This window comes from Pseudomonas sp. A0308 (genome assembly GCF_044218815.1).
Lineage (GTDB): Bacteria > Pseudomonadota > Gammaproteobacteria > Pseudomonadales > Pseudomonadaceae > Aquipseudomonas > Aquipseudomonas iridis.
On the sequence record NZ_CP162581.1, the window covers coordinates 6,219,852 to 6,238,755 of the forward strand.

Sequence of the window (18,904 nt, forward strand, 5' to 3'; positions counted from 1 at the left end):
CATGACTGAAACATTCGATTCCAGTGCCTTTCTGTCGACTGTCAGCGGGCGCCCCGGTGTGTACCGGATGTTCGACAGCGATGCGCGCCTGTTGTATGTCGGCAAGGCCAAGAACCTCAAGAAGCGACTGGCCAGCTACTTTCGCAAAACCGGCCTGGCGCCGAAGACGGCTGCACTGGTTGGACGCATTGCTCAGGTCGAAACGACCATCACCGCCAATGAAACCGAGGCGCTGCTACTAGAGCAGACGCTGATCAAGGAATGGCGGCCGCCGTACAACATTCTGTTGCGCGACGACAAATCCTACCCATATGTATTTTTGTCCGACGGCCAATTCCCGCGTTTGAGCATTCATCGTGGGGCAAAGAAAGCCAAGGGCAAATATTTCGGGCCCTATCCAAGTGCTGGCGCCATCCGTGAAAGTCTGAGCCTGCTGCAGAAGACGTTCTTCGTCCGCCAGTGTGAAGACAGTTACTACAAGAACCGGACCCGCCCGTGCCTGCAATACCAGATCAAGCGTTGCAAGGCGCCTTGCGTCGGGCTGGTCGAGCCTGATGTTTATGCTGACGACGTCCGTCATTCGGTGATGTTCCTCGAAGGGCGCAGTCATGCGCTGACCAACGAGCTGTCCAGCGCGATGGAAGAGGCGGCGATCAACCTCGAATTCGAGCGCGCCGCCGAGTTGCGTGATCAGATCGCTCTGCTGCGCCGTGTGCAGGATCAACAAAGCATGGAGGGTGGCACGGGCGATATCGATGTCATCGCAGCCTTCGTCAACCCGGGCGGCGCCTGCGTGCATTTGATCAGCGTCCGTGGCGGACGCGTGCTGGGCAGCAAGAACTTCTTCCCGCAGGTCGGGATTGATGAAGACGTTTCTGAAGTCATGGCGGCGTTTCTCGGTCATTACTTCATCAGCAGCCCGGAGCGCGACCTGCCCAGCGAGCTGATCGTCAACGTGATGCACGAAGACTTTCCGACGGTGATCGAGGCGATCCATGAATTGCGCGGTCGTGAACTGGCCATCAGTCATCGGGTACGAGGCACGCGCGCGCGTTGGCAGCAATTGGCTGTGACTAACGCCGAGCAGGCTTTAGGTGCGCGTCTGGCCAATCGTCAGCACACTGCTGCGCGATTTGAGGCCTTGGCCGAAGTGCTGAACCTGGATGAGCCACCGCAACGTCTGGAGTGTTACGACATCAGTCACTCCAGTGGTGAGGCGACGGTCGCATCCTGTGTTGTCTTTGGCCCGGAAGGCGCGATCAAATCGGATTATCGGCGCTACAACATTGAGGGTGTCACGGCTGGCGATGATTACGCCGCCATGCACCAGGCCCTGACGCGACGTTTCAGCAAACTCAAGGACGGCGAGGGCAAGTTGCCGGACATTCTGCTGGTCGACGGTGGCAAGGGGCAGCTATCGATGGCCCGCGACGTGCTTAATGAATTGGCCGTGCCGGATTTGATCCTGCTCGGTGTCGCCAAGGGGGCAACGCGCAAGGCGGGTTTCGAAACGTTGTATCTGAATGATGCGGCGCATGAATTCACCTTGCGCGGTGACTCGCCGGCACTGCACCTGATTCAGCAGATTCGCGATGAAGCGCACCGTTTTGCAATTACAGGGCACCGAGCACGTCGCGGCAAAACTCGCCGTACGTCAACGCTGGAAGGCGTTGCCGGAGTAGGGCCGACTCGACGTCGCGACTTGTTGAAACATTTTGGTGGATTGCAAGAGCTGACTCGTGCAAGCATCGAAGAGATAGCGAAAGCCCCGGGGATCAGTAAAAAGCTCGCAGAGTCGATTTATGCGAACCTGCATAGCGAGTAGAATGCCCCTTCACCTCGTAGCCAGTTGTGCCGATGAATATCCCTAATCTGATTACCGTTCTACGCGTCCTGCTCATCCCGATCTTCATTTTGCTGTTCTATCTGCCATATCAGTGGAGCTACATGGCCTCCGCCTCGGTGTTTGCCTTTGCGGCAGCAACGGACTGGCTGGATGGTTATCTGGCGCGTCGCCTGGAGCAAAGCACTCCGTTCGGAGCGTTTCTTGATCCGGTCGCTGACAAACTCATGGTCGCCGTTGCGCTGGTGCTGCTGGTTCAAGAGCATGGCAACCTTTGGCTCACGCTGCCAGCGGCGGTGATTATCGGTCGCGAGATCGTTGTTTCGGCGCTGCGTGAATGGATGGCTGAACTCGGTGCGCGTGCGCACGTGGCTGTATCGAATCTCGGCAAATGGAAAACCGCAGCGCAAATGCTCGCGCTGGTGATTCTGTTGGCTCACCCGAAGGATTTCAATTTCTGGGTTGTCTTGGGTTACACCTTGCTGCTGGTGTCGGCAGGCCTGACTTTGTGGTCGATGGTTCAATACCTGCGCGCCGCCTGGCCACATCTGAAGACCGATGTGGAAAAGAAATAAAACTTTTTTGAATCAAGGGGTTGACGGAGCTTCTTAATTCTATAGAATGCGCATCACCAAGCGGGAATAGCTCAGTTGGTAGAGCACGACCTTGCCAAGGTCGGGGTCGCGAGTTCGAGTCTCGTTTCCCGCTCCAATTTGTACGTGTTTGTTGTTGCGCTACTGACAGCAGATGCTTTGAGGCCGAGTAGCAAAATGGTTATGCAGTGGATTGCAAATCCACCTACGCCGGTTCGATTCCGACCTCGGCCTCCACTATAAACAAGCTCCGTAGATCCATGATTTACGGAGCTTTTTTATTTGCAGTGCGTTGCAAGATTTAGTCTTTAAAACGTTCATTGCAAACTTGCTTCACCGGGAAGTGATGTATATATTTCCCGCTCGGCTGCTGAAGCCTGCATGCTGTCAGGATTGAGAGCATGCCGCTGGAAACAGCAACACAGCGCTACCGCCCGAATGGCGAAACTGGTAGACGCATGGGACTTAAAATCCCCCGCTCGTAAGGGCGTGCCGGTTCGATTCCGGCTTCGGGCACCATTTCTGCTTCTCATGTCTTCTCAAGACTTATCAAAAAGCCCCGCTGGCTAAGACCCGGCGGGGCTTTTTCTTTTCCATCAGTTATCAAGCGTTCTCACCACTTCTCATTATTTTTAGTACATCATTCAGTCCTTCCCCAGTTCGACTGCCATGGTGATGTACTAATGCCTCTCACTGATACCGCTGTGCGCCAGGCCAAACCGGCCGAAAAGAGCTTCACTCTGACCGACGCCAGTGGACTGTCCCTATTCGTTGCCCCAAACGGCACGAAGTCTTGGCACTTCAGGTTTTCATGGCACGGCAGCCAGCCGCGCATGTCCCTGGGTACCTATCCTGAAATCTCCCTGAAAGAAGCCCGCGAACTCCGAGATCAAGCTCGCTCGCTTGTAGCGAAGGGCACTGATCCTCGCTCGCACCGCAGAAAAGAGAAAAAAGCCGCCGCTGATTCTTCGGTCAAAACATTTGAGGTTGTTGCGAACGAGTGGTACGCGTTCAAGTTGCCGCGCTGGGCCGAGGCCAAGAAGGGCGCTGCAAAACAGGCGCAGCTCTATCTGGATAAAGATTTGTTGCCCTCCTTGGGAAAAATCCCGATCGCCGAAGTCTCGCGCAAGGATGTACTAGCGACTCTGCGGATCATTGAAAAGCGCGGGGCACTGAACGTCGCTCGCAAATGCCGCACGTGGCTCAACGAGATATTTCGATACGGCATTGCGTCTGAGTATCTGGACGTGAACCCCGCCGCCGATCTGGACATCGTCGCCGCCAAGGAGCCGCCGGAAAAGCACAACCCGATGCTTCGGCAGCATGAGCTGAAAGAGTTTCTTGCTGAACTGAAGCGCGCCGACCTGAAGGATTACACCCGCAGCGCAATTCGTCTGCTGCTGCTCACGGGGGTGCGCACGATCGAACTGAGAAGCGCAACGATTGATCAATTCGATTTCGACGCCGCGCTGTGGACTGTTCCGGCCGGTACCGTCAAACAACTGAAAAAGGTCATCAGGGTAAAAGGAGAGGGGGTTGTACCGCCTTATTTCGTGCCGCTGTCGCGGCAGGCGATGGAAGAGGCGCGCAAGCTGCACCAGATGACTGGCCGCTACAAACTGCTGATTGCTGGACGGAGCGATCCGAGCAAGCCGATCAGCGACGGCACAGTCAACATGGCTTTGAGGCGCATGGGATATGAAGGCAGGCTGACCGGGCACGGAATCCGCGCCACGATTTCGACGACCTTGAACGAGAAGGGATACAACGAGGACTGGATTGAGGCGCAGCTTTCGCACGCTGGCTCAAGCAAGATCCGGAAGACCTACAACCACGCAGAGTACGTGGAGCAGCGGAGGGGAATGATGCAGGACTGGGCCGACTACCTCGATTCACTTGAGGAGGAAGGCTGACACGGCCTTGCTGCTGCCTTGCCGCTCGCCCACTGGTCGACTTCGGACTTTACCCAGCCGACGGCCGCAGCCCCCAGTTTTACCTGCTTGGGAAACTTGCCACTGACGGCCATTCGGTAAATGGTGGCCGTGCTGAGGCCGCAGATTCGTTTCACCTCGGGCAATTTGATGTATTGGATCGGCGATTCGTGCTGATCGTTGGTGTGAGCTGTATTCATTGTGATGCTCCATGCCGCGCGTGGCGGCAGAAGGTAGTTATTCGGTGCGGAAGACTTCGGCGCGGACGGCGCGCCATTCCTGTTTTGTAGTGACCGGCTCTCGGCCAAACCATTGCTCTGCTTCTTTCGCCAGATCCTCGCGCGCCTGACTCCAACCGCCACCGAGGCGAAGCGCCAGAACGCGCACCTGATCGCCGAGCGATTTGCACCGCCCGATCTTGGTTTCTGCGCAAATAAACATGCATACACCTCGCCCGCCGTACACCGGCAGGCTGTTGAGTAGGGGGAGTGGTTACTGCTGGATGAGTTCGGCGGGAACGTTGACCGTGGCGCCGCGCTTGGCGAAGACCACGGCGCGGAACACTGCGACGGCTCGGGTCTCGCCGGGCTGGCGGTTGAGCGGATCGTTGGTGACGTCGGCCAGCCAAGGCTGACGGTGGCCAACATCGACCCAGACGCCGTACTTCGTGATCAGTTGCTCGGCGTCGGGCATGGCGAAGAGTTGCAGTTGTCCGGTGCCGGGCCGCTGGTCACCCTCGATCGCGTTGATTGCCCAGTCCAGCGCCGGGCCGGTCAGTTCCTCGGTGCGGACGCTGACCATGCGATTCATCGCTCGCGCCTCTGGAAATCAGTGCAGCGCACGATCACTGTCTGGCCGTCGTTCGAAAGCGGCGGCATGGTGCTGAAGGTAAGGTGGCTGCAATTGCGGTGGGCGTGGGTGCAGGTGGCGCACATGCCACCTTTGGGTTGATGGTTCATCGCCACGGCCCTCGGTAGATGTGTTGGAGCATGAATAGGGTGGCGAGGATCATAGTAGGTGCGCTCCTGCTTCGAGGAGGCCGTCTCGGTCTAAGCGCAGGTTGTCTCGTTCCTTCCGCAGCTCTTCGTTCTCGGCGATGAGGGCCAAGACTGCGGCAGGATTAGCGGCTGCAATGAAGTCGGCGTCGGCGAGTGGCTGAGTGCCAGAACCATGCAACTGCGCCGGACCAGCGTTCTCCCACGACCAGTAGGCTTCATCGCCTTCGTACGAAACGCTGACTTCGTTGCCGTCGCTGCGATCCCATGGCCCGGGCGTTGCGGCCTCGGCCAGCTCTTTGAGTTTTGAATGGTCGCTCATGAGGTCACCGCTGCAACAGAGAGGTAGAGAGCGCCCCAGAGGCAGGCGCTCATGGCTGCGGCTTTTAGCATCATGGCGTCACTCCGTACCCATCAGGTAGGTGGGCTCAGTTGCTTCAGCCAGCCAATCGCGTAGACAGCCGCATTCGGCGTGCGGCGGGTCTTCATCGGTCCACTGCCGATCAAGCATGGTTTCGCTGGTCAGCTCGACATCCCAATCTGCGTATTCGGCAGGGTCATCACCGTTCATTTCTGCCAGGAGGCGGCGGGCTTCCTCTTCGCTGGTAGCAGCAACCCAATCGTTATCGCCGACGCTGAAGCAGCGCAGATCTGGACGCGCAGGTTGAGAGCCATCCAGTTCGAACATAGGGTTTTGGTTTTCAGGGGTCATGACTTCGTCCTTTGCCGCTATAGCGGCGAAAAGTTGTACATCAAATTTGAATTCGTACAGCTGTTCAAACCAGTTGTCCGATTCCTTTTCGGCACAGTTGAACTTCGTTCGAATGGGTCTAATTTTGGGAGTTTGTTTACATTCACAAGAAGCGGGCGGGAGAACTTATGAGGCTTCGAGGCGATGTATTTTGGAAGTGGGCAGATCCTGCGCTGCACAGCAGAACTCACGATGAAATCCTCCGTGATGGGACTTACATTGACGTGCAAGTCAGGCTTTCGCGCGCCGGAACCACTGAGATGTTCATCGGGATTTACGCTGCCGATGGCATGGCGCTGTATGAAGAGGCTGACGATTCTCACCCTCGAGAATCAATGACAAGAGTTATGGCTTGGGGCGTAGGTCGGGCTCGGAAGCTGGCGACTGACGTAGGGGCGAGTACTCTTCGATCGTGTAGCGGCTGACTTTGAGTTAATGAAAAGTGAGGGGGAGGGGCTGGAATCAGGATTTTCTGGGGGCAGTGAAGATTTTTCGTGTGGAGTACAGATGTTCTCCTACTGGATCTGATGTTCGCGCTCGAGCATTTCATCCAGCTCCGGGTACTCTGGTCGGGCCGGTGGGTAAGCCAGAGCTGTCATAGCCTGGTCAATGGCGGCGCGAAGGTTCTCGCTGTAGTCCTCACCGATCACACGCTCAGTCGGCTTATCCATCCAGTGGCCGACTATCTCGATGTTGATGCTGCTGTCGCCGGCATCACCGTTGGGGCTGCTGTCGAAGCGAACATCCCAGCAGTTCGATTCGAGTGCATCGAGTCGGGTCTTGTCTTGCGACAGCTCATCAATCCGCTGATCCGCTGCGTTCAGGCGCTGCTGCAGGGCCTCGATCTTTTCCCGGCCCGCCGCTTCACGCGCCAGGAAGATTGAGTAAGCCTCCTGCGAAACGCGAACAGATCGTTCATCGATCCCGAAGTCGACGCTGTCGGCTGGAATCGGCGGCGCGGGAGCAGCGGCCATGGCCTCGAACCACATCTGCAAGACCCCATTTCCTTTCTTCCGCTCGGTCGTCATCGCATCAAGAATCGATTGCGTAGGTTCAACCGGCACCAGTTTCCATTGACTGCTCATGCAGCGCGCTCCCGTCAGTTATCCGAATTGGTGTAGGTGCGCCAAGGCACCTTCACGCCGTTTACGAGGAATCCCCAGTCACCGCGCCACTTGCTGGTGATGAAGAGGGTGACGACGCCTTCGTGGAAAACCTTGTCGATCCGGTGGTATTCGCCGTGCAGCAGTTGCGCGGTGTCACCCGGTTGGCGGTCGATGTATTCGGTGGCTTGGGCGCTGGCCGGGACATTTAGTCCGAGCAGCGCCGGGTCGTCGTGATTGAGCAGGCGCTGCTCCGTGTAACAACCGCGCAGGATGATCGTCCGGGCGTTCCAAGGGTGATCGTGCAGATCCCGATCTTCATCCGGACGCATGATGTGGTGAATGCGGAACGACCACGGGCACCACCATAGCGCCGGCTTATGCGTCTCCCTGCTGTACGGGTTGAACAGCCACCAGCGGCCCATGTACATCTCGGTGCCGTCGGCGGACATGATGTGCTGGTACGGGGTGAGCTTGGCGCGGGCGATGAGCCAGTCGGCAATGGCCGGGCGGGCGAGCAGCTTGGCGACCAGGCGCCAGAAGAGATTGATCATTCCGAAGACCCTCATTTCCTTGGATAGGTTTTTGTCAGCGCACCGTTGACTGCATGGCCGCGCCTCTGGACGACGCGGGCCAACTTCGCCCGGTCTTTCTCGCTGTGGCTGGCCTGACTGAGCAGGCCGAAGTAGCTGTTTGCAGTTTCGCGAAGATCCTCGGCCGGCGCCGCGGCTGTTCGCTTTAGTGCCTGGGCCAGCGATCGCTTGCGCGTTGATCGCCGCCACGGCTTGATGACGTGCCCTACGAAGTCCACGCCCCGATCCACCGGCTGCAAGATCGTCTTGCTGGGGTTCAGCTTGGCGCCGAGGCGAGGCAGGAACACTTCGACCTGCTCGCGCCATTCGTTCAGTTGCTGCGGCGACTCATGCAGGAATACGAAGTCATCGACGTAGCGAACGTAATGCTTTGCGCCAAGCTGGTGCTTGGCGAATTGGTCGAGTGCGTCGAGGTAGACGTTCGCGAAGAACTGCGATGACAAGTTGCCGATTGGCAGGCCGAGGTGAGCAGGCTGTGCAGTCAGTCGCTTGTGCTGCGGTACCCGGTTGAACAGATGGGCCGGGCTGCGCACCTCGTAGTCTTCGCGAGGGTCGTGCATCAGGATCGTTTCGGCCAGTACCAGCCACCAGGGTTCGGTGATCTTCCTCGCCAGTTGCTGGCGCAGCACCTGCTTATCGATCGCAACGAAGAAATTGGCCAGGTCACACTTGAGGTAGAAGATCGGCCTCGACCAGTTTTGGCTAGCGCTGCGTATCTTCGATTCAAGGCGCTTCGCGGCGTACAACGTGCCGCGCCCTGGAATGCATGCGCAACTGTCCGCTATGAAGCTGGCGTAGAAGCGCGGTGCCACACGGTTGTACAGCAGGTGGTGGACGACGCGGTCCCGAAACGCAGCAGCCCAAACCTCTCGGGCTTTCGGTCGCGTGACCACAAAACATATCGATCGGCCTGGCCGGTAGGTGCTGGCAAGCAGGTCGTCGTGTAAACCGATCAGGTTCTTTTCCAGATCCATCTCGAAGGCCAATGCGCTGGCGCTGTTGCGCTTCGTGCGGCGGCAGTCGTAATAGGCCTGAACAAGTTCGCTGAACGGGTAGGGGCCAACAGTCGAATCTGCGGACGGGGCGGACGCGGAGCTCGTTGTTCTTGTCGTTGTTGTTCTGATTGCCATCATCGAAGTTCATGTTGAATGCGTTGTTGGCGGAGCGCTGCGACCTATCGTGCTATCTACGTCGCCAAGCCGAAGGCAGAGCCGATCAGCAAGGAAACTGCGCAAGACCTACACGGACGCTTTAGACCGTCGGTATCTTTGGTGCGCATGGCGGTGGCCCAGAGGCCAGCGGCACGACCAGATTCAATTCGCACAGACCTGAAAGCCGTAACTCTCAGATGGCGGGCGCGGTTGGGGTAGAACGCTTCCAGGCGGTTGCCTGTTTGCCGATTGAGGTTGTCACCTCGATGGCCGTTGCATGCTGCGGGACGCTGATAAACCGACTCTCTTTGAAGAGTCGCATCAGGAACTCGATAACCTGGACTTTCTCGACCAGCAAAGTCAGGTGTGGATGCTTGTCCCGGGTCGAGTTGGCCCGGGCAATCAACATCAGCACGTCGATGCACTCATCGATGACGCGCTTCCCGAGCGACTGCTTCAAGTCTCGGGGGATGTTGCGGGTGAGGTTCGTGGCCATCTGAAGCAGACCAAGCGAAACCTTGTAGATTTGCAAGTCCGTGTGCATTGCCATGAGGCTCGCTCTCCAAGAGCAACCGGCCGCAAGCGGCCGGATTGAATAAACGAATTAATCAATCAATTGACTGCGGACGGGGCGGACGCGGAGCTCGCTGTACTTGGCGTCGTTGCTCTGATAGCCATCACCGAAGACCATGTAGAACGCGCCGTTGGCGGAGCGCTGCGAACTCGACCAGTAGGCGCGGGGCTGAAAGGCTTCGGCGGCGCCTGCTTGGAAGGCGGCCAGCGTTGTCTGAGCCGGTGATTCTTCGGTGTGCAGCAGGCCGACAGGCTCGCTGTTCGGGTTGTCACCACTGCGACCGTACTGCCAGTTCACTTCGGTGGTCGGCTTGAAGTGGCGGTACTGCAATTCCTGAACGTCGCGCGCCGGGATTGCCCAATCGGTGAAGCCGCCGATATCCAGAGCCAGCACCTGCTGCGCCAGTTCGCTGCCAGCGGCAGCCATCGCCTCGGTGTTGGCGCGGCTGTTAGTGAAGCTGTCGGCACCTTCGATCTTCTCGCCGTACTTGCCCCATTCGCCTTCCAGTTCGTGCGCAGCGCCGGCGCTGATGTTCAGGTAACGCTTGCCGGTGTCTGGGTCACGGGTAATGCCGGAGAAGAACCCGCCGCCGAAGGGCTGGCCGATTTCCGGGATTGTCACTGCTGGTGCTGCTTGAGCTGCTGCGGACATGGTCTTTCCTCTTTTCGAAGGCAACAAAAAAGGCGCTGCTGCGCCCGGTGCCGATCAAGAACGAATTATTGAAGGATTAAATAAAGAATCTGCGGACGGGGCGGACGCGGAGCTCGTGGTGCTTGCCGATGAGGACCTGACAGCCATCACCGAAGTGCATGGCGAATGCGTGGTTGGCGGAGCGCTGCGTTGATGACCAGTACCAGGTGTCTTTGGCGAACAGTTCAGGCACGTTCACCCAGCAGTGATACAGCTCCGCACACGCTGGCAGGTAAAAGTCGTGATGCCCTTCGGCCTGGTACTCGGCGCAAGCATCGGCAGCTGGGTACTTACGCTCATCGTCATTGCCAATGAGCACCTGTGTGTTGGTGTGGCCGTCGGTCTTGCTCAGACCCTTCACCTCCACTCCACGCCCGCCCCACTCAAGACTGCCAACATCCTTGGCTGCGACGATCAGGTGGTGCGCGGGAACATCGCCGCGAGCAGCCACCAGCCCGCCGTTGATGCCGCCTTGACCGGGCCACTCAGCGCCAAGCGCAGGCACTGAGTGGGCGGTTATCGGCTGGACGTTGGACGCCGGTGGCAGTACCAGGGCAAAAGTGCTGGCCAGTGCCAGTTTGGCCAGCGAAGAAGCCGGCATCTTAATCGTGGCGTCGCCGTGCTTCAGGGTGATCATTTCGGGTTTCATATGATACCTCGTTGGTTCCAGTAAGGCGCCGCCCTCCGTGACTGGATGCGCAGCGTGGGTAGGGTTATTTCGGAATTTCGATTTCGTCTTCAGGTTCTGGCGGATCGGCTGCGAGCGACTTCCTCCCGGCAGCCTCAATAAGTCGCGACACTTTTTCGGTAACGACAATAGGTGTCTTGACACCGCGTAACATGGTGGCCTGGGTTTCGAAGTCGGCGGCTATCAGGTTGATCAGCAGCCGCTGGTGGATGTCCTGCTGGTTGTTGATGCCGTGGGCTGCCATGACCCGCTTCAGGTCAGGCTTGAACACCCCTGCCACTTCAACCGTAAACTTCTCGACGCCCAATGCGGCGTCCTTTGCTGCTGCCTTCTCGCGCTTCCTGCGCTGCTTGATGGCTTCCGCTGTCGGCTCCTGTTGTTCCTCGGCCATGGCCTACCTCTTCTATTCCGCTGGCCGGCAAGTCCAGCCAGGTTTGTCGTTTGCGTTGTTGGGTGCGAAAACGTCTCACGCTGCGACCTTCACCTGATGCCAGGCGCCGGCGGCGTAGAACAGCTTCGCAGCTTGGGCTTCGTCCATCGATATCTCGTCGGGAATGGCGATCCAGCCTGATGCGACCAGATGGGTAGGGTTCGCGCTGTTGCGCAGCTCCAGGTAGTAATGCTCAATCGCATCGGTGAGGTGCTCGACCTTGTAGATGCCCTCGGGCGAGATCTCCACCGACTTGATGTACTCGGCGCCGCGCTCGTCTCGACACATGGCGGCGATGTAGATCGTCCAGCGATACGAGAAATCGAAGATCGCATTGGCGATCGCCAGACTGCGGATCTGCCGGCAGCTCTTCCAGTTCGCCATGATCTGGCTGCCGCTGGGGTCGATGTTCACGACCGCGACGTGGTTGGTACGCAGCAGCGCCCGGCAGCTGCGTTCAGCCCGGGCGAAACCGTTGTTGGGTTTGCGTTTCGACTTCATATCGAGTCCGCCATTTTGCGCAGAGCCCTGCGGTCAGCGGCCGATATCGGCTTCGGGCGCCGCTTGAGGACCGTTTCAGGGTCTATTTTCTTCGAGCGGGGCGGCTTTGGCTTCATTCGGGCGGTTGGCAGCTCCTGATAGTTGCTGCCGGGGCGCACCCAGAAGTCCGCCATCGCAGCGGCGATCCGATCCGACTCAGTCTGTTTTGCCCGAACTGCGTTGAGGTTGAGACTGATCATGCTGCCACCTTTATCAGCCTCACGCCGGCCATGCTGAATTTGTTGCCCTGATCGGCGACCAGCGCGTCGAGGTTTTCCCAGCTCACGGTCAGCACCGAGATTGGCGCTTGGCCGTAAGCAACCGCTTTGATCAGCTCTTCCAGATCAAACACTTCGGCCTGCAGGTTCAGCGGCGCCGCGGTTGAAGTCGATGGTTTCGAGGCTGACTGAACCGGCGCCGCAGCTTTCACTGGTGCCGGGCTGGCAATTGGAACCTGTTCGACCGGCGCCTTGGCTTTCGCCTCGTCTTCGATTCGCTTCAGCTCCTCCTGACGGATCTGCTCGCGCTGGGCTTCGGCTTTTTGCTCCTCAGCCTTCTGGTGCTCAGAGATGCGCACCTTGATCAGCGCGACCAGGTCATCGTTGGCCTTGAGGACGAGTTGTTGAATATCGTTGAACAAGAATGCATGGTCAGGCGCGAGCTCGGCCAAGCTGGTCAAATTCAAGCGAATGGCATCTGCTGACTGGCTCGCGGCGATTTTTGCTCGAGCCAGCTCGGTATCGACGGCATCCTGCAGACTGGCAATGGTGCGTTTGTTCTTCATCGCGCCGGCGAAGTCGGAAGCAACCGCTGGCAGCGTCACCCGGCCCAGTGTTTTATTGATGGCCGCGACGTGATCCGCTAACGCCTGCTCAGCCTTCTGCTTGATGCTGGTCTTCACCAGCAGCTCTTGAGCCTTAACGAGCTTGTCGACTTTCAAACGCGTCTCGCGAGCATGTGCGCTGATTCGATCAAGAGACGAGAAAAGCTCGTCAATGCTTTGGGTTTGGGAGAGCGCTTGTTTCTTCGCTACCGCAACCGCTTCTTCGACATCACCGCACCACTTGACCGCCTTCTTGGCGTCGGCAAAGTCTTGGTCGGTCTGCAGGGTGGTTTTCACAGAGTCGATGACAGCGAGAGCCGAATCCTCGAACACCTTGAGGTTGCTCGCGGTAACCATACCGGTGAGTTCGATGCGTAGCGCTGGCAGCTCGTCCGGGGCCTTGCCGACGATAATCGACGGAGCCTCTGCCATTTCGAAGTTGGCCAGGTCGGCCTCGAACTGTTTCCAGCCTTCGACCAGCTGCGCGGCGCGGCCGGCGACAGGTCGGTATTCCATGTGCACGAAGTTTTCGGCAGTGCCGTCGGAGCAAACGAAAATCACGCGCTCGGCGCCGCTCACCAGCAGTTGCTGCTCAAGCTGCCAGTAGTAATGCGGATCCAGCTCGCCGGCCTTCACCTGGGCGACCAATGATTCGTTCCAAAGCTTGTGCTCGAAGAGGGTCTCGCCCAGCATCGTCGCGCCGTCCATGGAGGCGAGCAGATTGCCTTCGGTACCTACGACTGGATAAAGCTCCTCGCCGATCATCACTTCAACCAGTGGCCGGGCAAGCGCTTCAGTTGCATGGCCTCTGTCGAAGATGTACTGCTGCGCCTGATTGACCTCCGGCGCAATTCCGGTTTTCTTCATGGTCAGCAGGTCGGTGCGGGTCTGGTACTTCGAAGCGCCCATCATTGCGGGCGCCTCTGAGGCGGTGAAGTGCTGAGCGCGCAATGCGTGCCACTCGGCGGAGCCTTGAGCTACGTTGTGAATTTTCATGCTGCGTCTCCGTCGATGGCTTTGAGGTTCTGGATTTTTTCGATCTGGGCCGGGCTCAGCATGTATTTGCTGCTGATGGTCGCGATCAGGTGTTCTGGGCTGGTTCGGTTGGCATCAACCAGTGGCTGCCATTTGGCGATGTTCTCTTTCAGGAGATCATCGGAGTAGGGCGGAAGAGCCTCGGGCTCAGGTTCTTGCTGCCGCTGCGGACTCACGTCGCGCGGCGCCTCTTCGAATGTTTTGCCTTCCATCTCGTCGGCCGTTGGCGCTGATCCGACCTCAGGGAAAGCCTTGCGCAGTGCCTGAGCCTCAGCGCACTTGGCGAGCTGGGCGAAGGCGCGGCGCTTCCACATGGTGTTTGGGGCAATCGTGTCCTTGCCGGCCGTTGCGTAGTTCTCAAGCCAGCGCTCGTTCGCGGTGAACTCGGCAACGAGGCCGTTCGACATTTGGCGTTTGACGGTCACCCGGCACCACTCTGGATAGGTGACGTCCACGCCGCCCAGCTTTGCGGTAATTGGCGGTCCGTATTCAGGATCGCTGATACCTGCGTACTGCCCAGTGCGCGCGGCCTGGATGCGATAAAGACCAATGCCGGGCATTACCGTGTCCTGCATCTTTTTCGCTTTGGTGTTCCAGATCGGCACGATGTGCACAGGCTTCAGCATTGGGTCCAGATGCGCGGCCTGGCAGTAAGCCAACACCATCACCACCGAGTTCTTTTCTGCGCCTGGGTAGAGGCTGTTGCTCAGCACCTCAACAAGTGCCGCCTCAGACATCGCAGGCAATTGGTCTTCCTGCTTCATTACTGCGCTCACGGGAGTTCCTTGCCGCGCCCAGCGCAGCGATTGAATGCTTGGTTTATTGAGTGATGCGGTCGGCGAGTGCGCTGAGCAGCATCAGGAAGGTGTAAATCGAGAGGACTCGAAACGAACCGCGCCGAATCAGCACGCGGCGTGCCCGCTGAAGACTGGTCATCGGAACACGTTGTAGGTGGTGGATCTCGGCACCTGGCACGTACCCTGGCCATCGCGAACGACGCCATAGGCTCCTGCACCGGCTACCAGAACCGCAACGAGAATCCAGTAGACGAGATTCATGGTCGAGCCCTCACGGCGATGCGGCCTTGTTTGATGGCAGCTACCAGCGGAGGAGGGAGCGCCGAAACAGGAAGTTCGCGGGGGATGCCCGCACCGATAACCGCGAGGCTGCGTTCAATCTCCTCCAGTTGCTCATCAAGAAGCGTTTTAACCGGTGCAGTGGTCATACCGAAACTCCTTTCAGATGCGCGTTGCGCTCGACGAACTTGGCGTCCAGCGCATCCCGATAACGGTTGGCGGTGCGGGTGTCGATGATCTCGGCGAACTCCGCCATTTCGATCATGCCCATGACGAAGGTGCGATCCGGCACCGGAGTGCAGGTCTTCTTCATCTTGGCGATCTCAAAGCCCAGCCGGGCCAGTGCTACCTGATTGCTCATAACTTGTCGTCCTCGACAGCCTCGCGCTCAGCTGCCACTGCTTCGGCGGCGTGCGGACGGAGGAGGTCGGTTGCGATCGTTTCCAACTCCGTGACCGGGCTTTCGGTGCCTAGCAGGCGCTTGGCGTGTGTCAGCGCCTCGGCCGGACTGCCGACCACGACAGCCAGCACCAGGTTGGCGAACGAATCGCGATCATCCAGCCCGTCGATCTGGCGCTGATTCAGGTGTAGTTGCAGGTGTTCGGCATACTGCGCTGAGGTCGCTTTCTGCGCCGGGCCAAACCGACGCTTCCATTCCACATCCGAGCCGCACACCAGCTGTTCAGCGGCGCTTTCCAGCCATTCGCGCTGATCGTCCGGTTCGCTCACCGCGGGAGGCAACTGCGCGTCGTACATGGCCTGACAGAGTTTCAGTGCTGCGTTCATGCGACCTCCGGCCAATGGCGCTCAATGCTCTCTTTGGCGTACGGCGACAGGCGCGCATAGCCGTTTACCGATCCGCACCCCGGCATGGTCCCTTCAAGCTCGACGCAGGCACGGATGTCGCAGCGGCGCGAGCAAACCCAGCCGCCGTAATGGCAGCGGTGGACTTCACCTTTCGGCTCGGGGTGATAGGCGAGGCCGCCTTTCCACGATGGCGAGCCGCGCAGCTTCAGCCCGCAACCTCGGCAAACTGCTTGTGTGTCGGTGCAGTTGTGCATGACGACCTCCAGTGTTTGTGGTTAGGCGGCTTTCGGATCGCCGTTAAATGCGTCGATAACCGCCTGCGCCTGATCTTCGCCATCAATGAACAGAATGTTCGAAGGGAGAAAGGTGTCGACGCGACCGTCAGGGAACTCAACGACCGCTACCGTGAAATTTCCAAACCCAGTTTCCGCTTCAACTGTCTCAACGCCCCAGTGATGGAAAAGCGCTTCGCCAGTGCCTTTAAAGCCTGTGTGGGGATTGCCGATTCGCGTCATTACGGGGCGCATAATTGATGCCTCTGTGGTTGATCCAACAAAACTCGCAATGCACTCATCCGCTCCGCTGGTTGCCGTTGGGCGCGGAGGTGAGTGCATTCGGGTGGTGTCGGGGAGGGATGCCGGTTACTTGTCCGGCGCTGATGTCACCAGCAGATCCGTGGGCTATACCCGCTGCGGGGCGCTGACAAGGCGCGCTCTCCGGAACCGATATTCTCTCGTCGGCCCAAGCGCCCGACACTGTAGCGGCCGGGTAGGCTGTTGCTCGGCAACGGCTGGTTAGCGCTTCATGTCGGTATCTCCTATCGCTCGCTCACTGGGCAGGCAGTGGCCACCTATGGAATGGGATGCCGGTCTTTCCCGGCTGTCACGGCGCTTGTGCCAGATCAAGGTAGCTCGCCAATACTGGGTTGGCGCTGACCCTGCGCAATGCGGGTTGAGCTATTCGCCGAGTGATGCAGAAGGCCGGACGCTACCCCGGCTCTGGAACGTTCACGCTCTGTGTAATGGCCGCAGCGCGTTCGGTATCGCCCGATTGCTCGGCAAGGCTGCAGTACGTCCGAATCCAGGGGCCTGTTTCCACCAATACAAGAAGGTGTGCACTTACCCACCTTGGTTCCAATCCCCAAGGAGCGATCCCCATCGAGTCATGCCGTGTATAGCGTGTCTGCGAGGCTCAGCATCGAACCCATCTTTCCACGCCGCTTCCGCATCGGGGTGTGATCTACGCGAGGTCGTCACCTCTGGCTTTGCCTGCCGCCGCGCTTTGTCGACGGTGCTCAGTGGCTGGTCTGATTACGAGTCAGGTGCCTTGCTCCGCTGTAGATCACACCCCGATGCGCTCTCATAGAGAGGATCGGGCAGCAGCTTTGCAGTCGGCTGCCGTCATTCGTTGGCCGTCTTCGCACTCAACTACGTGCACGCCGCTGGTGTATCCACGCTCAGCGTTAATCCGGTTTGCCTCTCGGATGCAGGCGTCCAAGTCGTCATCGGCGAATACCTGCAGCTCTCCGCGCAGGGTGATGTGAATGACCTTGTTCATCGTCTTGCCCTCGGTTGATTTCCCGTCTGGCCCTGTCGCCAAGGCCAGCCAGTGAAATCTGTTTTCTCCACCACGCGCATCGCCTCGGTTTCCCCACCTGGCCGGGTCACACATTTCGTGTTCAGTGTTCTTCCCGGCTGGCTTGCGTGGTTTCGCGTACTCACATCTGGTGAGCACGGCCAGTTCCAGAGCTGGCATGGCATCGACTATTTGTTGCTCGCGCTTACCGGATCGGGTCCGGGGTAGTCGATGGCGAGGATCCTGAGGTTTTAAAGAGCGCAGGCCTTGTTGAGGCCCTTCGCAGTGGCTGTGTGTCGCTGCGATGGGTGGAATATGAACCATCAGTTCACATTAGGTCAAGTACCAAAAGTACATATTTTTCATAAAGTACAGATTCGGCGAAATTTCACCGGTCGACGGTTTAGGGATTTACCACCAAGGATCGCTTCGCTATAGTCCGTCGAATACTGGATGCATATACAGCATGAGGAGGTGGAAATGGCGAAGGCAAAGAAGACAGATAAGCCAGTGGCGCGGCATGAGGTCAGTGGAATTGAAAGGCTGGGGCTGCGGGTTTCGGGGATGATCAATCATCCGATCGCGCAGGAAAGGCGGATGGTGACGATCCATCGTCTCGACAATGATGGCGATCGAGAGTGGGAGGAGGTGATGGGCTTGCTATCCGAAACGGACGGGATTGAGATGATCCTCAACGATGAGGATGAGTCGATAACGTTGAAGTGGGAGGCGCAGGAGGAAAGTGATCCCGTTGCGCATGAAGATGATGATCTTCGGGTGATAGCCCAGGAAGTGCCTTTCTAACGGACAAAGAAAAGCCCGCTCATTGGCGGGCTACGGATTCGGCAGGGAAGGGCAGAAACAAGAAGCCCGGCGCTAGGCCGGGCTTGGTTACTTGCTTGGCGCTTGCGGCTGAGGCGGTGGTGGGGAAGTCGTCTCCGACTTGCCTGCCTGAAACGCTGAAAGCGTGGTGGTTATCGCGGTGATGGTATTCGCTTGAGTCGCGAAGTAAGCGCCAACCAAGATCGCGGCGACCGCTAAAAGCTGAACGCCTACAGCAGCCCAGTAGTTGGATTTCACAGTGGCGGCTTGTTTTGCTGCTTCTTCCGCGCCTTCAGCGGCTTTTGTTACCCTGTCGGCCATAAACTCATAGCGCTTGTCACGCTCCAGTTGCGTCTTATCGCGCTCGGCTTGCGCTGAAAGAAAGGCATCAATTTTCGCAGACACAGACTCTACCCTAGCATCCATCTTTACCTCGATGGTCTCCATTCGGGCATTGAATTCTTCGCGAGTGATATCGTTCATGGCCTTAGTATTGCCCGCGCCAGCGGCCCTGTCCACATTGACATTTGTTCCGGCGCGATATGCTGTTCGGGCTCTCTCGCTCATTTTGTCCAGAAGCTCCAGCTTGTTCAGCGCAAGCTTGTCATATGCGTCCTGCGCCAGCCGCGCCGCTTCCTCAATAGAAAGAGGCGCGCCTTCATCTGAGGTTGGCTCGTCGGTCATTGCTCTTTCCTTTTTGCCCGCTTGGTTCGTGGGGGCTTTGGTCCTTACGGCCATGCCTTAAAGCCTCTAAAGTTCAAGATTTACTAGTCTGCCTGCTTTCTTAGTAGCTATCCCCAGTTCTGGCTTACACATCAAGCCAACACCGACCTCGGCCACTTGGAGTCTACTAACTTGCCGACGACCACGAAGTCACAATCCCC

28 protein-coding genes and 3 tRNA genes are annotated in these 18,904 nt (G+C 58.3%); 8 read left to right on the forward strand and 23 right to left on the reverse strand.

The genetic code is table 11. The features are described from left to right. Position 1 precedes the first annotated feature (1 nt). From uvrC to AB4P92_RS28695, 6 genes are all read left to right on the forward strand, one after another. Positions 2-1,825 carry an excinuclease ABC subunit UvrC gene (gene uvrC / locus AB4P92_RS28670; RefSeq protein WP_042562105.1) on the forward strand — a complete coding sequence of 608 codons (1,824 nt, stop codon included), beginning with the start codon at positions 2-4 and terminating at the stop codon, positions 1,823-1,825. A 32-nt stretch (positions 1,826-1,857) separates the two neighbouring features. Further along, positions 1,858-2,418, forward strand: a complete 561-nt coding sequence (pgsA, locus tag AB4P92_RS28675) for a CDP-diacylglycerol--glycerol-3-phosphate 3-phosphatidyltransferase (RefSeq protein WP_200615257.1) — start codon at positions 1,858-1,860, stop codon at positions 2,416-2,418. A 60-nt stretch (positions 2,419-2,478) separates the two neighbouring features. Then, a tRNA-Gly gene (locus AB4P92_RS28680) sits at positions 2,479-2,554 on the forward strand. 45 nt (positions 2,555-2,599) lie between these two features. Then, positions 2,600-2,673, forward strand: a tRNA-Cys gene (locus AB4P92_RS28685). Positions 2,674-2,868: 195 nt separating this feature from the next. Beyond that, positions 2,869-2,955 (forward strand) — tRNA-Leu (locus tag AB4P92_RS28690). 164 nt (positions 2,956-3,119) lie between these two features. Continuing rightward, positions 3,120-4,349 carry a tyrosine-type recombinase/integrase gene (locus tag AB4P92_RS28695; protein WP_395598563.1) on the forward strand — a complete coding sequence of 410 codons (1,230 nt, stop codon included), beginning with the start codon at positions 3,120-3,122 and terminating at the stop codon, positions 4,347-4,349. Here the strand turns inward: AB4P92_RS28695 and AB4P92_RS28700 are convergent. The 5 genes from AB4P92_RS28700 to AB4P92_RS28720 all read right to left on the reverse strand — a co-directional run bounded on the left by AB4P92_RS28700 (position 4,319) and on the right by AB4P92_RS28720 (position 6,074). After that, positions 4,319-4,567: an AlpA family transcriptional regulator gene (locus tag AB4P92_RS28700; protein ID WP_210704974.1), complete on the reverse strand. Its 249-nt coding sequence runs from the start codon at positions 4,565-4,567 to the stop codon at positions 4,319-4,321. The two genes, AB4P92_RS28695 and AB4P92_RS28700, sit on opposite strands and share 31 nt — an antisense overlap. A gap of 37 nt (positions 4,568-4,604) precedes the next feature. Beyond that, a complete protein-coding gene (locus AB4P92_RS28705) occupies positions 4,605-4,808 on the reverse strand; it encodes a hypothetical protein (protein ID WP_064116734.1) in 204 nt (67 codons plus the stop codon). A 51-nt stretch (positions 4,809-4,859) separates the two neighbouring features. Then, positions 4,860-5,177 carry a hypothetical protein gene (locus AB4P92_RS28710; RefSeq protein WP_395598564.1) on the reverse strand — a complete coding sequence of 106 codons (318 nt, stop codon included), beginning with the start codon at positions 5,175-5,177 and terminating at the stop codon, positions 4,860-4,862. A gap of 198 nt (positions 5,178-5,375) precedes the next feature. Then, positions 5,376-5,684 carry an ead/Ea22-like family protein gene (locus tag AB4P92_RS28715; protein ID WP_395598565.1) on the reverse strand — a complete coding sequence of 103 codons (309 nt, stop codon included), beginning with the start codon at positions 5,682-5,684 and terminating at the stop codon, positions 5,376-5,378. A gap of 78 nt (positions 5,685-5,762) precedes the next feature. Further along, the gene (locus AB4P92_RS28720) at positions 5,763-6,074 is read right to left on the reverse strand and encodes a hypothetical protein (protein WP_395598566.1); all 312 of its coding nucleotides are present in this window, start codon (positions 6,072-6,074) and stop codon (positions 5,763-5,765) included. Between the two features lie 167 nt (positions 6,075-6,241). Here AB4P92_RS28720 and AB4P92_RS28725 point away from each other — a divergent pair, with 167 nt between their 5' ends. After that, a complete protein-coding gene (locus tag AB4P92_RS28725; RefSeq protein ID WP_395598567.1) occupies positions 6,242-6,538 on the forward strand; it encodes a hypothetical protein in 297 nt (98 codons plus the stop codon). Positions 6,539-6,628: 90 nt separating this feature from the next. Here the strand turns inward: AB4P92_RS28725 and AB4P92_RS28730 are convergent, their stop codons facing one another. The 17 genes from AB4P92_RS28730 to AB4P92_RS28810 all read right to left on the reverse strand — a co-directional run bounded on the left by AB4P92_RS28730 (position 6,629) and on the right by AB4P92_RS28810 (position 17,180). Then, positions 6,629-7,198, reverse strand: coding sequence for a hypothetical protein (locus AB4P92_RS28730; protein ID WP_395598568.1), 570 nt, complete (start codon positions 7,196-7,198; stop codon positions 6,629-6,631). Positions 7,199-7,212: 14 nt separating this feature from the next. After that, positions 7,213-7,770, reverse strand: a complete 558-nt coding sequence (locus tag AB4P92_RS28735; RefSeq protein WP_395598569.1) for a hypothetical protein — start codon at positions 7,768-7,770, stop codon at positions 7,213-7,215. 11 nt (positions 7,771-7,781) lie between these two features. Further along, positions 7,782-8,942 carry an RNA-directed DNA polymerase gene (locus AB4P92_RS28740; RefSeq protein WP_395598570.1) on the reverse strand — a complete coding sequence of 387 codons (1,161 nt, stop codon included), beginning with the start codon at positions 8,940-8,942 and terminating at the stop codon, positions 7,782-7,784. 211 nt (positions 8,943-9,153) lie between these two features. After that, positions 9,154-9,510, reverse strand: coding sequence for a four helix bundle protein (locus AB4P92_RS28745; RefSeq protein WP_095040486.1), 357 nt, complete (start codon positions 9,508-9,510; stop codon positions 9,154-9,156). A gap of 54 nt (positions 9,511-9,564) precedes the next feature. Further along, positions 9,565-10,185 (reverse strand): DUF1566 domain-containing protein, encoded by a 621-nt coding sequence (locus AB4P92_RS28750; protein WP_395598571.1) that lies wholly within the window; start codon positions 10,183-10,185, stop codon positions 9,565-9,567. A 76-nt stretch (positions 10,186-10,261) separates the two neighbouring features. Beyond that, the gene (locus AB4P92_RS28755) at positions 10,262-10,873 is read right to left on the reverse strand and encodes a DUF1566 domain-containing protein (RefSeq protein ID WP_395598572.1); all 612 of its coding nucleotides are present in this window, start codon (positions 10,871-10,873) and stop codon (positions 10,262-10,264) included. Between the two features lie 64 nt (positions 10,874-10,937). After that, positions 10,938-11,303, reverse strand: a complete 366-nt coding sequence (locus AB4P92_RS28760) for a hypothetical protein (protein WP_395598573.1) — start codon at positions 11,301-11,303, stop codon at positions 10,938-10,940. Between the two features lie 75 nt (positions 11,304-11,378). Then, positions 11,379-11,843, reverse strand: a complete 465-nt coding sequence (locus AB4P92_RS28765) for a hypothetical protein (protein ID WP_395598574.1) — start codon at positions 11,841-11,843, stop codon at positions 11,379-11,381. Then, positions 11,840-12,082, reverse strand: coding sequence for a hypothetical protein (locus tag AB4P92_RS28770; protein ID WP_395598575.1), 243 nt, complete (start codon positions 12,080-12,082; stop codon positions 11,840-11,842). The genes AB4P92_RS28765 and AB4P92_RS28770 overlap by 4 nt, the downstream gene beginning before the upstream one ends. Next, complete coding sequence (locus AB4P92_RS28775; RefSeq protein ID WP_395598576.1) at positions 12,079-13,701, reverse strand: YqaJ viral recombinase family protein; 1,623 nt, start codon at positions 13,699-13,701, stop codon at positions 12,079-12,081. Before AB4P92_RS28775 ends, AB4P92_RS28770 begins: the two co-directional genes overlap by 4 nt. Then, positions 13,698-14,504 (reverse strand): phage recombination protein Bet, encoded by an 807-nt coding sequence (gene bet, locus AB4P92_RS28780; protein WP_395598577.1) that lies wholly within the window; start codon positions 14,502-14,504, stop codon positions 13,698-13,700. Before bet ends, AB4P92_RS28775 begins: the two co-directional genes overlap by 4 nt. Positions 14,505-14,794: 290 nt before the next feature. Continuing rightward, complete coding sequence (locus tag AB4P92_RS28785) at positions 14,795-14,965, reverse strand: hypothetical protein (RefSeq protein WP_179294971.1); 171 nt, start codon at positions 14,963-14,965, stop codon at positions 14,795-14,797. Continuing rightward, complete coding sequence (locus AB4P92_RS28790) at positions 14,962-15,177, reverse strand: hypothetical protein (RefSeq protein WP_395598578.1); 216 nt, start codon at positions 15,175-15,177, stop codon at positions 14,962-14,964. The genes AB4P92_RS28785 and AB4P92_RS28790 overlap by 4 nt, the downstream gene beginning before the upstream one ends. Next, on the reverse strand, positions 15,174-15,602 hold the full coding sequence (locus AB4P92_RS28795) for a hypothetical protein (RefSeq protein ID WP_395598579.1): 429 nt from the start codon (positions 15,600-15,602) through the stop codon (positions 15,174-15,176). The genes AB4P92_RS28790 and AB4P92_RS28795 overlap by 4 nt, the downstream gene beginning before the upstream one ends. Next, the gene (locus AB4P92_RS28800; RefSeq protein ID WP_115148366.1) at positions 15,599-15,877 is read right to left on the reverse strand and encodes a hypothetical protein; all 279 of its coding nucleotides are present in this window, start codon (positions 15,875-15,877) and stop codon (positions 15,599-15,601) included. The genes AB4P92_RS28795 and AB4P92_RS28800 overlap by 4 nt, the downstream gene beginning before the upstream one ends. 21 nt (positions 15,878-15,898) lie before the next feature. Then, complete coding sequence (locus tag AB4P92_RS28805) at positions 15,899-16,150, reverse strand: hypothetical protein (protein ID WP_115148365.1); 252 nt, start codon at positions 16,148-16,150, stop codon at positions 15,899-15,901. Positions 16,151-16,982: 832 nt separating this feature from the next. Continuing rightward, entirely contained in the window at positions 16,983-17,180 is a 198-nt protein-coding gene (locus AB4P92_RS28810) for a hypothetical protein (RefSeq protein ID WP_395598580.1), read from the reverse strand. Positions 17,181-17,678: 498 nt separating this feature from the next. On the opposite strand from AB4P92_RS28810, the gene AB4P92_RS28815 reads away from it, so the two are divergent. Continuing rightward, positions 17,679-18,002 carry a DUF1654 domain-containing protein gene (locus AB4P92_RS28815; protein ID WP_395598581.1) on the forward strand — a complete coding sequence of 108 codons (324 nt, stop codon included), beginning with the start codon at positions 17,679-17,681 and terminating at the stop codon, positions 18,000-18,002. Between the two features lie 87 nt (positions 18,003-18,089). On the opposite strand, the gene AB4P92_RS28820 is transcribed toward AB4P92_RS28815, so the two are convergent. Further along, positions 18,090-18,704 carry a hypothetical protein gene (locus tag AB4P92_RS28820; RefSeq protein WP_395598582.1) on the reverse strand — a complete coding sequence of 205 codons (615 nt, stop codon included), beginning with the start codon at positions 18,702-18,704 and terminating at the stop codon, positions 18,090-18,092. Between the last annotated feature and the right edge of the window lie 200 nt (positions 18,705-18,904).